8 protein-coding genes are annotated in these 15,285 nt (G+C 60.9%); 2 read left to right on the top strand and 6 right to left on the bottom strand.

Translation table 11 applies throughout. The features are described from left to right. Window positions 1-35: 35 nt before the first annotated feature. From sctL to QFZ88_RS18455, 5 genes are all read right to left on the bottom strand, one after another. Window positions 36-653, bottom strand: coding sequence for a type III secretion system stator protein SctL (sctL, locus tag QFZ88_RS18475; protein WP_065997502.1), 618 nt, complete (start codon window positions 651-653; stop codon window positions 36-38). 6 nt (window positions 654-659) lie between these two features. Next, window positions 660-1,268, bottom strand: coding sequence for a SctK family type III secretion system sorting platform protein (locus tag QFZ88_RS18470; protein ID WP_245317490.1), 609 nt, complete (start codon window positions 1,266-1,268; stop codon window positions 660-662). Window positions 1,269-1,279: 11 nt separating this feature from the next. Further along, the gene (sctJ, locus tag QFZ88_RS18465) at window positions 1,280-2,044 is read right to left on the bottom strand and encodes a type III secretion system inner membrane ring lipoprotein SctJ (protein ID WP_065997731.1); all 765 of its coding nucleotides are present in this window, start codon (window positions 2,042-2,044) and stop codon (window positions 1,280-1,282) included. An 81-nt stretch (window positions 2,045-2,125) separates the two neighbouring features. Continuing rightward, window positions 2,126-2,746 carry a hypothetical protein gene (locus QFZ88_RS18460; protein ID WP_065997506.1) on the bottom strand — a complete coding sequence of 207 codons (621 nt, stop codon included), beginning with the start codon at window positions 2,744-2,746 and terminating at the stop codon, window positions 2,126-2,128. Beyond that, complete coding sequence (locus QFZ88_RS18455; protein ID WP_245317472.1) at window positions 2,746-3,576, bottom strand: hypothetical protein; 831 nt, start codon at window positions 3,574-3,576, stop codon at window positions 2,746-2,748. Before QFZ88_RS18455 ends, QFZ88_RS18460 begins: the two co-directional genes overlap by 1 nt. Before the next feature lie 139 nt (window positions 3,577-3,715). Between QFZ88_RS18455 and QFZ88_RS18450 the strand changes: the two genes are divergently transcribed. Together QFZ88_RS18450 and QFZ88_RS18445 are read left to right on the top strand one after the other, a co-directional pair. Next, window positions 3,716-4,342: a L,D-transpeptidase gene (locus QFZ88_RS18450; protein ID WP_373426387.1), complete on the top strand. Its 627-nt coding sequence runs from the start codon at window positions 3,716-3,718 to the stop codon at window positions 4,340-4,342. 52 nt (window positions 4,343-4,394) lie between these two features. After that, a complete protein-coding gene (locus QFZ88_RS18445) occupies window positions 4,395-5,318 on the top strand; it encodes a LysR family transcriptional regulator (RefSeq protein WP_065997508.1) in 924 nt (307 codons plus the stop codon). A 13-nt stretch (window positions 5,319-5,331) separates the two neighbouring features. On the opposite strand, the gene QFZ88_RS18440 is transcribed toward QFZ88_RS18445, so the two are convergent. Continuing rightward, window positions 5,332-15,246: a LysM peptidoglycan-binding domain-containing protein gene (locus QFZ88_RS18440; RefSeq protein WP_065997509.1), complete on the bottom strand. Its 9,915-nt coding sequence runs from the start codon at window positions 15,244-15,246 to the stop codon at window positions 5,332-5,334. Between the last annotated feature and the right edge of the window lie 39 nt (window positions 15,247-15,285).

The following is a 15,285-nucleotide window of genomic DNA, read 5'->3' as shown; positions in this document are numbered from 1 at the left end:
AGCCAGGCGATCTTCGACGGCTGCACGTTCCCCTGTCACGAAGCCTCCCGCGATTTGGAGGCTATCGCAGCGGAGATCGCTTCAAGCTGCGCCTCGATGCCAGCATCGATCACGGCGATGTCCGTGGAAAGAATGCATGCTCCCAATGCCAATGTGTCGTCGGCGTCGATTTCCACCGACATGGCAAGGTCACTGTCCCGCAGAACGGCATTCAACTCGTCACGCAACCGGGCGAGGTTCTGCGGGTGGACGCGAAACTTCAGGTATTTGGCGCGCCGGACTTCCGAAATTGCCTGCATCGCCGCGCGGGCGACCAGCGTGCCAACGTCGAATTCCCCAAGCACGCGGCGCACAACGTCCAGTGCGAGACCTGCGACTTCCGCCTCAAGGCCTGCCAGATAGCGATCGACCTTGGCGGAAGTGCCGGCGACCAGCCGCGTGGCGTCGACCTCGCCCTGTGCCTTGCCGTCCTTGTAGCCCTGGGCGTATTCGGCGGCATAGGCGCGCTTGGCGGCATCGCTCAGCTTTCGTGCTTCCGCCTTGGCCGTTTCGACAAACGCATGGCCGTCCTGCCAAGCGCGCACTTCCTCCGCGCGCAAAATGCGCGCGCGCGGCCGTGGCAATGTGGTCCAGGTGGCGTCCGCACTCGACATCTGGGGCTATTCCATCGCGCGGCGCAGGATGCGCGCGCCGAGTTCCGCGACTTGCCTGGCGTCACCCAGACCGGGCAGCCCGTTCGCGAGCTTCAAACGCACCCGTTTGGCGAGCTGTGGTGACACCTCCTGTAGCCATGATTCGAGGCAGCTCAAGCCGTCGGCAAAAAACCTGCCGCTTAAATCGTCCAGCGGTTCCAGTGGCCTGACCGGACCTGAGATATCGCGGTTGGCCACGGCAAGAGCGCAAAGTTCGGGGCCAAGAGCCGCCTGGATCGCGCCGGCCTGACGCCCGTCGATAACTGCGGCAAGGCTGTTCGCCCAATAAATGGCACCGGCGCGCAAGGCGAGCCTTTCGAGTTCGTCGCCCGAAGCAAGCGCGATTTGCCGATCGGTTTGCTCCGGCAGCCGAGGCAAGTCCTTCAGCGTCAAGTCGTGGCGTTCGGCCAGGAGTTTCGACAGCCTCGCCTTTAGCCGCGGTGTCTCGAGCATGCGCTCGCATGCGTCGAAACCGATCTGGCCGTCGAAACATTCGGACAACCAGCCGGCATCGGCATAGCTGGCGGGATTCGACCAGAATTCCCGCCAATCCGACCGGACGGTTTCCTCTCGCACGGTCAACGGCGTCACGCTTTCTTAGCCGGCGCCGCCGGCACTTCGAGCGCGTAAACGCCAGGCCGCCGGTACCACCGCTGATAGACCAGCCATCCCGCAAGGGCGGCAATGACAGCCATCATCCCGTAGAACAGCCACTGCGCCGCCGCCACGCTGTCGGGGTGAAGCCATAGACCCAGGAACGAGGTGAAGCCGGTTTCGCCCGTTGGTGGCTCCGGCGATGCTGCTACCGGCACCAGCGTCACCGATACATTGTCATAGGTGAGCCCAGCGACACCCTTGGCTACCAGCATCTTCACCTGCGGGATCAGTTCGTTCATCGACACGGAGGCGCGGTGACGGATGAAGACCGACGCCGATGACGGCACCATTCCTTGCTTGAGTGGATCGTTTTCGGGGAGCACCAGATGAACGCGTGCCGACAGCACGCCGTCGATTTCCGATATCGTGCGCGAAAGCTCCTGGCTCAGGCCATAGATCATCGTCGCCCGCTCTTCAGCGGGAGACGAGACGATACCGCTGCGCTTGAAGACATCGCCGAGCGTCTGGAATTCCTGTTTGGGCAGGCCGCTCTCGTCCAGGAGCGCCATCGCTTCGGCGAAACGATCCTTCTCGACGAGGACGGTCATCGTTCCGTCCTTGCCGGCCTCGCGCTGGGCAGGAATGCCGTGACGGATCAAGGTCGCGACGATCTCGTTTGCCTGCCGCTGATTGAGCCCGGAATAGAGTTCCACGGAACAGGCCTGCAGAACGAGCATGGCTGAAACAGCCAGCATCGCGCGCAGCCACTTCCCGAAACGATGCGGCGCAAACGGGTGCAAGAGCGACGATATCAACTTCCCGACCACCGCGAATGCCTATTGCTGCTTGATAAGGGTACTCGTGGACGACGTGACGGCCGTCACGCTGCTGGTCACCACTTCGAGATTGGCGGCGGCCCACATGATCGAGATCGAACGGCTCAGCAGCTGCTCGGCGCTTTTGGCGGGCGCGTCGTTTTCCTCGCCTTCCGCGGCTCCGGCCACGTCTTGATTGCCATCCGTCTTACCATCCGCGCGGACGCCGGCCTCCTTGAGAGCCGCCTGCACTCTCTGCATCGTCCCTTCCAGTGATTTCACGGCGGAGCCGAGCAGAGCGGACGTGTCGGAACCCTGCCCGCCCCCCGATTTTTCCACCTGGGTCAGATATTCGAACAGCCTGTGCTCGCTGGTCGCATCGATCGGCTCCAGATTTTGCTGCCGCGCAGCTGTCGATGCGGCGGTCAGCGGCGCATCCTGCGCCACCTGCTGGCTGATGCCTGTCGCGGTACCCGCCTGCTCGGATTTCTTTGCTTTCAGAACCTGCGATTTTGGGTCCGCGGCATTCGAGCCATTGCCCGGCCGCGTGCTCGAACCAGCCGCAACCTGCTGCTGCAGGTTGATACCCGTGGACATGTTTGAAAGCGCGACTTCCAGCGCTCCAATCGGTGCAATTTGCATCAGCGTGCCTCCTGCCCTTGTTTCGGCTTTTCAGCGGAAAAGGTCTGGGATTCCGCCTGCCTGCCTCGAAAAACCCGAACCGGGACAATTTTTTGCGCGCTTTGTTTCGCGTGGTTCGAGATGCCGAGCGTCTTCTTGACGAGGTCGATGTAGGAAGGCGGGCCAGCCACCTGAACCACATCGTCCTGCTGCGAAACCTTCAATGAAAAGCGCGGATCGATGACGCCAAGCCTGGTGAGCTTTTCTTCCGCTCCCGCAGCCGCATTGGCATCGAGCGGGATCGTCTCGTGGCGAACCTCGGCCTCGGTCGCCACGTTCAGGACAAGGCCGTCGAAATGCCAGACAAGGCCGTAGCGATTGCACAACTCATCGAGAAACGTCTTTGCGGTGCCAGTCGGCATGGTCCCACTCAGGCGCCCTTTCACCTGGTCGCTGACCCGGACAGTCACACCCATGTTGCGTCCCAGTTCGATCAGCGCATCCCGCACCGACTGGTCGACGGTGATGTATTTGTATGGACCATCCGGCCAGCGCGGTTCGGCCGCCGAGGCGGGAACAGCGGAAATGCCAAGAATGACAAGGCCAGCGACGCCTGCCGATTTCAAAACGGCGGCGGTGAAAGACAGTCGATCCGAATTGCAGGAAACGAGTCCCGTCAACATTGACCCTACCGAGAAAAGACCAGCTCTCGCCAAACTGGCCCATACAACATTCACCCGCCGCTTCACTCTATCGCGCAGGCGTCGAAATGGGAAGTCCAATTGGATTGCGAATGAATAATCAGTTCCAAATGTTGCGCGCCCTGGCAGAAACGATATGGTGCGCTCCAATCGTGGATCACGAGATGGTGATCGTGGCCACAACGGACATTCGATGACGACAAGACTCGCCCCCCCTGCCTGCTCGCGTTCCGTGGCGGTCCGGATAAAGACTGGAACGCGGTCAGCGCTTCGGATGCGAAGAAGGTTTGTGTTGTTCGCGGCTTTCGCGTTCGTCGCGGCCTCTGCCGCCGCGCAGACCCGTTCCGGTTACGATCCGCGCAGTTGGACCTACGACGAAGCTGCCAATGCGGTGATCCCACCCTCATCGCTCGGCCAGGCCGATGACACTGAGGAGGATGAAGGTCCGCCGCCATCATGGTCGCCCGTTCCGAAACAGGTCGTGCGTTACAGTGACCTGCAGCCGGCCGGATCGATCATCGTCAACACGGGCGAACGGCGGCTCTACTATGTGCTCGGCAATGGCAAGGCGCTGCGCTATGCGATTGGCGTGGGCAAGGAAGGCTTCGCGTGGGCCGGCCGCGACAAGATCTCCGACAAGAAGGAATGGCCGGACTGGCGGCCACCACGGGAGATGCGCAGCCGTGTCGCGGCAACCGGAAAATCGTTACCCGCTCACGTTGCTGGAGGCCCGAACAATCCGCTCGGGGCCAGAGCCCTTTACATCGGCAATACACTTTATCGTATCCATGGTACCAACCAGCCCTGGACCGTCGGCAATGCGAATTCCTCAGGATGCATTCGCTTGACCAATGAGGACATCATCGACCTTTACGCTCGCGCGCAGGTTGGCGCGCAAGTTATCGTGAGACAATGAGGCCCCGCCAACGAGCCACCTTTTCAGCGGCACAGAATGTTTGATCGATACAATGATCCCTTTCAATATCAAGCAATTAGAAACATTTCTTCTGGTTGCCGCTTTCGGCAGCTTCCGCAAGGCCGCCGAGCGGCTGAACACCACACAGCCCGCCGTCTCGACGCGCATCGCCAGCCTTGAAGAAGCGCTGGGCACGAGGTTGTTCGAGCGCCAGGCAAGCGCCGTGCGATTGACCGCCCAGGGCCAGCAGCTGCTTCCTTCAGCGCAGGGCGTGCTCAAGGTGGCCGAGCGGCTTCAGCTGATTGCCCAATCGCTTTCGGAAACCACCGGCGTGCTGCGGCTCGGGGTGTCTGAAACCATCGTCCACACCTGGCTGCCCGATTTCCTCAAACAGCTGCAGGCGCATTGTCCGCTCGTCGATGCGGATATCCTGGTCGATTCATCGGCAACGTTGCGCAGCGAGCTGATGTCGCACCGCATCGATCTTGCGTTGCTGGCAGGTCCGGTCACGGAGTATGCGATAGAGAACATCGATATGCCACCGTTTCCGCTCGTCTGGGTCTGTGCTCCCGACCTGGATCTGCCGAAGGGCCGGAAACTCCCCTTGAACGAGCTGACGCGTTTCCCCATCATCAGCTACGCCCGCACCACGCGGCCCTACACCGAACTCTACCGTAAGTTCAGCCGCGATCTCGAAGAGATGCCGCGCATTTTCCCAGCCAATTCGATCGCGGCCGCGCTGAAGATGGCAATGACCGGGATCGGCATCGCCTCGTTGCCGCACGATGTCGTCACCGAGCACGCGATGGCCGCGAAACTGCGCATCGTGGATTGCGACTGGCATCCGCCCGATCTGGAGTTCACGGCGTCCTATTCGTCCGAGCCGTCCAATCCGCTGGCCGAACAGGCAGCGCAACTGGCCGCCTGTACCGCCCATACCTATGCGGTTCGCGCCGGCAGGGCGCGAGCTCAGTAGCGCCTTACCCCGATCAGCCGACCGTTGCGGTCGGAAGATAGATGCGGTCGCCGGCAAAGATTATGTCCGGGCTCAGGATATGATCCATGTTAAGCACCACGGTATCGGCGACGTTCGTCGAATTGGTCGTGGCAATGAGTCGGATGCTGTCGCCGCTTTTCACGTCCACCCAGCGGTAACCGCTCTGCTCCAGTTTGGGATTGGTGCGGCCATCTGGAGTGCTGGCGCCATCGGGATGAGCCTTCACCAGATCGCCTGAAACCCAGCCGGTATGCATCTTGCCGTCAGGTCCGTAACCTTCAACGGGAAGCCACGTCGTTCCTGTACTGTCGGTCGACGGCTTTGCAGTCTGCTCGACGAAGCTGCCCGGCTGCAGCACGGTTACAACCGCGGCGCTGCCGCTTGGCTGGGCACGCAGGTTCAGACCATCATCGGCGAGAACGACAAGCTGTGGGAAGGTCTGCGGCGGTTCCTTTGTTCCAGGATCCGGCTTGTCGGTGCCATCACCGGGCTGCTTGCCGTCTACCCCTGATTTGTCGTCCGATTTTTCCGGATCGGGGATCGGAGGGGGCTTCGCGGCATTCCACGGTTCGCCAAGCAGGGCATCCAGCGAGAAGAGCAGCATGCCGACGCCGAAGGTGATGCCAAGGGTCCACCGGTCCCACGCGGCCCACTTCTTGTCGGATTTTTCCGCCGCCGCGGTTTCCGCATCGGCGCGCGGCACCGAACGGCTGTTGACCCGATCCGTCCTGATCGCCGATGCCCAGAACTCGGCGCAGCCGAATGTGAACATCGTCCCGGCTACGGTCGCGATCGGTGCCGGCCAGGAGTTGACCGTATAGACGGCGCAGCCAAGCACATATCCCGGGCCAGCCAGATATTCGGCCAGATTCCGGATCACTGGCCTGCCGGTGAAGGACTGCAGCATCGACTTGGTGCCGTAGACCATATTGCCCAGCGTGAAAGTGCTGTTGACGACAAGATCCTTACCCTGCACCAGGCCAGTCGCTGCACCTGGTGCCGCGGCAATGAATGTGGCCCCGCCCAGCGCGTTGAGGAACCGCCCGAATGGTTTGTGGGCCGCGGTCGCGTTGGGGAATACGGCTTGCGTTCCGAAAACAAGGCCGCGCACGCCGAACGAGACGGCTCCCGCCGTCGCGGTCCACGTCGGCGGCAACGTGCTCCACAAGGTGTAGGATGTGCTAGCCATGGCGCCGAAAGTCTCGAGAGCGGTCTTGTATTCCTTGGTTCGTGAATAAGCCAACGCGCTGTCGACGAGGACGCGCTGCTCCGGTGTCATCGACTTCTTGTGGGTCGCTCGGAACGTCGTCAGCTGCAGGACCGAGAGCGCATTGGTCTGGTCAACGCCCATCCACTCGAACTGCTCGAGCGTGAACTTGCGGAACTGGCCGGGGCTCATTTCCTCGAACTGCTTGGCCGTCACCGCTTCAATCTGCGGCTGTGTCAATGCTTCGGTATGATGAATGGTGAAACCGCCCCACTGATCGCGGGTCAGCGCCGGAATCTGCTTTTCGGTAAGCCACGGCACCTGTTTCGGATCGAATTTTGTCATATTCAGGAAGCCGACCATCGTCTCGGGGATAGCCTGAACCTGGCGCTCGCCGAGATTCTTCAACAATCCTGTTTCTCCCAGCCTTTCGAATTGCGGCGACGTGAATTTCGCAACCTGGCCTGGCTTGAACCACTGGATCTGGCGGTTCTCCAGCGTGGACACATCGACGAATTCGATCGTGTCCCCCTTTATCGCCTGCACCTGCGGCTTGATCAGGTGATGCGTAAGGCCAGCGACGCCTAGATCCACGAACTGCTGCCCGGTCATGTTGCTGACCTGACCTTTGGTTACCCATGGAATCTGTCTTTCGTCGAGACCTGCGATATTCAGGAAGCTTGTCTTCGCCTTCGGGATCCCCCGCAACTGGCTCTTGGTCAGGTACGGGAGCAAGCCAGCCCGATCCAGGTTGTGGAACTGCTGTTCGGTCAACGCGGCTACCTGCTCAGGCTTCAGCCAGGGAATCTGCGTTGGCTGGAACTCCGCCATGTTGAGATTCTGGACCTGCTCGAGCGGGATCGCCCGCACAGCGTCTCGGCTATGCGGTCCGCTGTTCGAAGCGGACCCGGGGGGCGGTGACTGGGTACCATCCGGCACGTGTTCTTCCGAGGCGCCGCGAATCCAGGGCAGGACAACGGGTTCGCCACTGTCGGGGTCGTAAACCAGGATATGCGTCTTGCTGAGGGTTTCGGGAGCATCGGCCGCCAGTCGCGGCCCGTCGACCGGCGGTATGTAGACCTGCTCTGGGCCTCTGGGTTCGGTCCCCAGCATGGCCGCAACGATGACTTCGCCGTCCTTGTCCTTGAGTTCGATGGTTCGAGGCGTTTCGACGGCTGCTGCTGGTTTGTTGTGCCCGAAGATGTTGCCGACGATGCCGGCTTGATCCAGCGCGCCCTGGAGTTCCGCCGAAGGCGGCGCATCGAGGAAAACCCAGCGCGGCTGGTACTTCGGGTTCTCGTTGCGCAGCGCCACGTCCTTGTTGATCTGCTCCTGCAACTTCGGTGTCAAAGGCACCTCGCGCATCTGCGCGACACCCTTGATGGTGGTCCAACGGTGGTACGTCTTGACTTCGATCGCCTCGATGACGTCCGGGTTCTTGAAAACGGGGGCATCCACATACCGGCCGCCGTCGCCGAAGACGGGGTGCGGCCCGGTTGGATTGGCCTGGACGGGGAAATGTACCTCACCGAGCGAGCCGTTCAGTTCGCGCGTGTAGACTTCGCCTGCCTTCCATTTCTCCGGCTGCCGCATATTGCGGATCTGCTGCAATGAGAAGGTGGTCGGCGGTGCGGCCTCCAGCGCCTTCCTGGCCGGCGCAGCCTCAGGCGGCATCGCCTCCCCTTCAGGCCGTCCCGTGCCGCTCGGAACATGGTCCTCCGAAGCGCCGCGCGTCCAGGGCAGGACATAGGCTTCGCCGGTTTCCGGATCGCGGAAGAAGATATGCGACTTGTGCATCAAGTCCGGCTCGTCGCCGCGCGCCTGCGGACCGTCCGCCGGTGGCACATAGACGCTCTCGGCACTCTTTGGCAGCGGCCCGAAGCGGGTCGCCGTGATAAAGTGACCGTTCTCGTCCCGGATCTGCATCGGGCCGCTGTTGCGTCGTCCGACCTGCGAGGAAAGCAGCGTCATGAGGCCGTCGGCAACATTCTGGCGCATGAAACCGCCGTCGACGATGGATCGACCGAATTCGCCACGGAATTGCGCTATCGCCGCCATTTGATCGGGGCGCGCTGTCGTTTCCAGTTGGTCGAGGAACTGATCGAGGGATTTCTTCCCGCCCTTCGGAATGCCGGTAGCAGCGCCGTCGCGCGACGGCTCGACGGCGCGAGCGATCCAGGCTGGTACGGTCAGTTCCTCGCTCTGCCCGTCGGCAGTTTTGAATGTCACCTGAGCCGTTTCGTCCTTCGCGATGGAACGCGCGGCCTTGGGCGAGCTCGACTTGTACTGGAACCTGACTTCGGCGCTGAATGCCAGTGCCCCCGCCGGCAACTGCGGTGTCGAGAGCGAAACGGTGTACCGTGTCGCCGGCGTGCCATCCGCCCCATAGAGGTTCTTGTAGATGTTTCCGGCACTCGGCATGTAGCGTGGCTGTGGTGTGCCGTCCGGCCGGACGCGAGCCGGCAGCCACGATTTGACCGTCGATTTCACCTTGTAGGTCAGCGAGGTCGCGATTTTGTCGGGATTTGTCCCGAGCACCCCGGGCAGCCCGTTTCGATCGTTGAAGATGATATCGACCAGCATCGCTTCCGGATTGAGAACCCGCACCTTCTCGCCGGTCAGAAGGACGATGTCAGCACTAGGAGTCTTGCCCGGAACGGCAGAGAGCCGCAGCCCGCTTATCGTCGGTTCGTCGGCGTATGAAACCGTGTTGGAAGGGTCGATCTGGCCGGCCTTGACAAGATCGCGGATCGCCTGAATGCCGTTGCCTTGCCCAACCGCGGTGACGAGCTCGCCGGCTTTCGCCGGATCCTTGACCACGAACTGGATCTTCAAGACCGTCGATCCGAGGGCTGACTGGATTTGGTCATAGGTCTGTTTGGAGACGATATCGCCTTTTTGTAGCGTGTCCTTGACCGGTAGTTCCGGTCGCATCTCGATGCCGACGCGTGGAAATTTATCGACCATGCCGACATGATTTGCGACGATCGGCAGCCGCAGGCCGGCTTTGGTCTCCGTCATCACGCGGCCGAAGGGCAATGCGCCCTCCAATCTGACGTGGCCGGCATTGTTTTCGGCGGGCACACCGAAGAAGTCGTGCTGGCCAGGTGCAAGCGTCACCTCTGTCCCCTTGAGCGATGGGGAGTAAGTCATTTCAATGACCGTGCCCTCGCCGTCCGGTGTCTTTCCGACGATGGCGGCATCGAACGGCTTGGCCTCATAGCCGGCCTTGTCGTTGAAAATGCCCTCGCTTGCCTTGCCCGAGAGATCGCTGGCGCGAACCGGCAGGGCCGTTTGCTTGGAGACCGGCCAGACACCGGCCTGCAGCGCGGTGATGTTCCTGTATTCGCGGGCGCGGTAGGAAACGACGCCCTGCGTGCTCAAGGCATCCTTGAGCGGCGTGAGACTACGCTGACTGAAACTGTCGACGATCGACCAGCCAATGGCGCCGAAATCCGTCTTGGTGCCAACACCAAAACCGATGGCGGCTACGGTCGGTGAACCGATACCGAACGCCTGTCCGGTATTGAGGCGTGTGCGGAACGTCACCCCGACACGCAGGTCCGGCAATACGTCCCGGATCGGAGTCCGCGGCACATAGACGCCATCCGGTCCGTAGCGGTCAGCCATTTCGCGGCTCGAATAGTAGCTTTTTTCGGTCTCGTACCGATGCAGCAGTTGCTCGTTGGTCAGGCCATCGAGATAGGCTGATGGCGTCCGCTCGTCCTTGCCGCTGGTATAGGTGTAACCGCCGGTGTCCCTTTCCGGCATGCCGCTAAAGCTGCGCGTTTCCGGATTCCATACCAGATGCACCGGACCATCCGTGGTGACCGGCTTGTTCGGCACGATGATCGGATCGCCACCGGCTGGCCCTTTCGTCGGCTTGCCGACCGGATCGACCGGGTCTTTGGCGGTAACGGTCGGCTGCGATTCGTGTGGAGTGCGGCCTGCCCCTGTCGTCGAGGCGTCTCCTCGAGTCTTCTTTGGCGGAACCACTTCCCCGGGGATCACAGGATGGCTTGGGTCGTGGAAAACCTGCTCGCCCGTCGGTCGATAGACTCCGTCCGCGCCCATTTCATGGACGTTCATCGGTTTTCCGGACGGACCTGCCTCCAGCGCGGGTGGCGATTGACGCGGCCCGCCACCACCGCCCCACGGCGGTGGCTGATTGGCACCACCGCCCCGCGGCGGTGGCTGATTGGCACCACCGTTTGTGTTGAAACCTTGATCCGTGCCGGGTCGCAGGGTGCGCAGGCCATGTAGGCCGAGGCCCGTGCCGACGACACCGGTGAAGAAACCAGTCAGCGCGTTCGCGCGCTGGAGGTCCGTCATCTGATTCCAGTTGGTGAGAAGGTCGTAGCCCGACGTTGCGAGAAGTGGCGTGCCCACGACCACCGCTCCCACATCCATGCCCCAGGCGGTCTTGTTGAGACCGGAAGAGGTTTGCATGAAGGAACGGGTTTCCGCCGAGATCGCGGAGCCTGACCGGGTTGCACCGATACTGCCGCGGAAGGCTTGCATGGCGGTCAATTCCTTCCCGGCCATGCCGACCGTGCGAAGACCACTGGAGGCCATCGGCAAAACGGTGGTCGCAACACTGGCGATGTTAATGAGCGATTCCGTATCGCCCCATTCGCCGCCATGATCCAGATGGTTCACCTGATTGATGACTGCTCTGGTGCCGAGATAGGCTGCACCCGCGTAAGCGAGAGGGGCGGCCACCGGGGCGGCGGGCGTGAATGACAAGATTGTGGCGATGCCAGTCCCGATACCGACAAGCGGATCGACTGCCTTTTCCCAGACCGAGAAGTTACGCGACTTGACGACCTCGAGCTCGAACTTGCCGTCGCTGCCGGGTTTCATTTGCAGGTTCTTCGGCGCGACGAGCTTGCCGTCTTCGCCGAACTGCGCGTTGTTGTCCTGGAAGTCGCCAAGATTGGCGAACGACTTACCCGTCACGTCGACATAACGCGTGCCCCCACCTTCTTGGACGGCAAAAAGGATGACCTGCTGTGTGCCGACCTTGTCATCGACATAGAACAGCGGCACCGCGCGTACTTTTGGGGTGTCTCCGCCGATATCGCGGATTTCTTTCGTGATCTTGCTGACAGCGTCGCGACCTTCCTTCGTGGAGCGGTCGATGCCCAAGCTATTGGCCACCGTGTCATCCAGCCCGGAACCGCGCCGTTCGTGGAATGTGTTGTCAAAACCTTTTGCGAATAATTGTTGGAATTTCGGCTGATAGTTACCGTCGAGCGCCTCCTGCTGGTGCTTGTCGAGATAGCTACGGTCGATCCCGGTGTTGCGATCCACCATCAGCGAAGGATCGCTGAGGCGCATATTGTGATAGTCGCTGAAGCCCTCAACCTGACGGCGCAGTTCCTCGGCCTGAGTCTTTTGCTGTTGCGTCGCTTCAAGGACCAATTTGGCAACGGCCAAGCTGGGATCAACCCAACGTCCGCTTGCTTCCTTGTCGCTGGTGTCGAGATCGATCCAGACCGCTTTGCCGCTTTGGGTGAGTGCGTCCAAGCCGACTTTATCGAACTGTGCGGCAACTTCCGGCGCGACCTTGATCTTACGCCCGCCGCCGAGGTCGATCTCGACAGGCTGTACGCCATCCGGCAAGGTTCCGGCGGGAACATCGACGGACCCAGGCCCGTGTTGCTTGAATAGATTGTCGAAGTTTGTCTGCAGCGTGGTCAGCTTGGTACCAAGATCCTTGATGCTGTCGCCTAACTGCTTGTTGAGAATATCGTTCAGATTTTTTGCCGCCTCGGCCTCGCTTACCTTCAGCGACTGCAACCCGTTTGCCGTGCACATCGGGACGTCGAAGTTGTTGCCGGAAAGAAGCTGCTGCCAATCCTTGTTGAGCTGCCGATTTTTGTATTTGCTGCGAACGTTCTTGTTGCCGAGCTCAAAAGTGAGCTGCTGCTCGGTCGTACCTTTTTCGAAATGGTTGACGACCCAAAGCTGACCATCTCGAACCTGTAACTCCTGTGACTGGTAAAGGCCGAGATAGTCTCCATTGATTCGGCTATGCTTTTTCCCTGGCTCAAAAAGATACTGGTTGTTGCTGCCATATTCGGCAAGCAGCCGTTGTTCGAGATCGGTCTGCCGAGCTCCCACATCCATCGCTCTCGCATGAGCGTCGAAATAACCTTGATAGGCCCCTGCCAGCTCGAACTGTTTATCGGCTGTTCCCTGTAATGTTTTGAGATCTTTGTATTGTTGCGAATCTTTCGGCATACCGTTCAGATCCGCTTGACCGACCAGGAAGTCGATCGTCAGCTTGTCGCCCTTGCTTAGATGCAGTCCGGCCTCTCCGAACAATTTATCGACAGCCGCGTGAGCGGCAATGCCTTCGGCATATTCGGTCTGGCGGTTGGGGCTTGGCTGACCCAGAGCGGACGCGGCGGGCGCATTCGGGTCGCTGATCGGTTTCAGCTGGCTCTGGTCATTGATTGCCTGTGTGAGAATTTGTCCGGCGCGCTCGTATTCGCCACGGGCGTCCTGCGCGTTCTTGAGCAGATTGTTGGCCTGCGTCAGCTTGTTTTGCGCATCGGCAAGCGTGCCTTCCGGCTTCTCGGGCGTCCATTCGAGACCGTAAGGAGCCAGCGCCTCGTTGATGATGCCCTGCGCACCCTTGACCGCGTCCTTGTAGGCAGGATCAAGCATGTAGACGTTGAACTGTGACATGCCCTGGCCGGCCAGGGCGCGCGTCTCCGTGATGCGGGACAGCGCGATGTTCTCCTTGATGATGGCCTGGGCAACCTGCGGGTCGACCCACGTCCACGCGCCGTCAACCTTCATCGGTACCCAATTGCCACCGGAGGGAGCCTTGCCGCGGGGCGGGTCGCCAAACGGGTCGACAACACGGTTCTGACCGTCGAGCTTTGGAGACGCGAGGATGCCAGCCCCGTACGTTTTCATCAGCGCGGCCTTGTCTAATCCGGCCTGTTTGGCGTCCTCGATGAGGCTGGGCAACGTCTGTCCAGCCAATATACCTTCGACAAAGGATTTGACGACCTGACCTTCCTTCGCCTCCGCTGGATCGCTGCTGTTCGGGTTCACGGCCAACAGGGTACGAGCCAGTGCCTCCTGTGTGGTTCCAACGTCGATCTTCAGGTCCGTTCCGGTGGTGTTGTTGTGCAGGGTCACGCTGCCGTCTGGCTTCGTGGTCAGCGTATAGCCATTGGCCGTAACCTCCACGGTCGTGCGCGTGCCATTCTCGATCCTGATCTTTTCGCCGGGACGGACGAGGTTCGGATCGCGGGACGTATCGAAAAGCTCCGGATTGGTTTTCCTCAGCTCATCCAGCGTCACGCCATGTTTCTGCGCGATAAGGGTGAGGTTGTCGTCCGGCTTGACTTCGTAGTCGATCGGCTTGCCATCATTGACCTTTTCGGTGGTCGTCTTGGTGACGCGGCCATCCTTGTCGGTAACGATCTTGATCTCTGTTCCAGCCTTCGGGTCGACGATGGTCGTTGTGGCCTCACCCGTCTTGGTGTGGCGGGTGGTATTGCTCGTCTTGCCATTGCCGTCTTCCGATACCGTGGTTTCGGTGTCGCCTTTCGTGGTGACGACAGTGCGTGCGTCGTGCTGATAGTCGTTGTAATAAACGATCTTCTCACCCGTATGCGGATCGGCAAGTTCCACCGACTGGACGTCGCCATTGTCGCTCTTTGGATCTCCGGTCTTGACCTGATAACCGGCCCCCTGCAATTCGGCGATCACCTGTTCCTTGGTCAGGCCCCGGTCTTTCGCGATCTGGTCGATGCTCTTGCCCTTGGCGAGATCGTCCTGAATGCCTTTTGTGGTGGCACCTCCGGGATCCTGGGTTGGCGCAAGAACGGTCTTCTTCCCGTCAGGTCCGGTCACGGTGGTGACAGGCAGAGCAGACCCACCCTTCGGCGTCACCGTTTCTACCGACGCGCCATTTGGAAGCGATGTCCGTTCCGTGACGACGCCGGAACCGAGATCGTCTTCGTAGCGGGTGGTCATCGCCCCCGTTTTGGGATCGTAGTCGCTGGTCTGCTTGCGGCCGAGGCCGTCCCTGACCGGCGTTTCCGCAGGCGCGGCCGACCCATCCTGCACGGCCGCGTAGTAGGTGTCGTGCTGATAGTCGTAATGGAGCGTGACTGTCTTTTGGTTCCTGGGATCGCTGGTGTCCCTGATCACCGTCGTCTGGACATCGCCATTGTTGCTGGTCGGATCGGTGACAGTGACTTCCAGGTTGTTACCCGCCCTTATCGCGGCAAGCACCTGCTCGTTCGTCATCCCTCGTTCTGACGCGATCTTGTTGATGCTTTTGCCCTTTTTCACATCGTCGATGATGCTGTGGGCCGTCATATCCGCGGCGGGATCCTTTTCGGGCGTGCCGGTGTTCAACTTGACGGGAGCAAAGGCCAAAGTCGTCGGCTGAGTGTAGAGCGCAGGCTGAGCGCCTGCGCCATTGCTCGGTGTTCCAGCATTGGCGGGAACGTTTCCGTTGGCAGGCGTCGCATCGGGTTGCTGCAAGGCATCGAGCTTGCCGGTGACCTGATCAAGCTCCTGGCGCGCGCTGGCCGCCCATTCACGCTCGCCCATCTTGTTGGCAAGCCTGATCTGTTCTCTGAGCTGGGCGGCCTGGGCTTCCAACTGCGCGATCTGCGCTGCATTGGCTTTAGGATCGACCCTTGGCGCGGGGTTCAGCTTCGGCATTATCGGACGAACCACGTGAACGACCTCCGCAATGTGCTT

The sequence above is a fragment of the Mesorhizobium sp. YL-MeA3-2017 genome (genome assembly GCF_030814575.1).
In the GTDB taxonomy this organism is placed as follows: domain Bacteria; phylum Pseudomonadota; class Alphaproteobacteria; order Rhizobiales; family Rhizobiaceae; genus Mesorhizobium; species Mesorhizobium terrae.
This window is presented reverse-complemented; position numbering and strand designations above follow the sequence as displayed.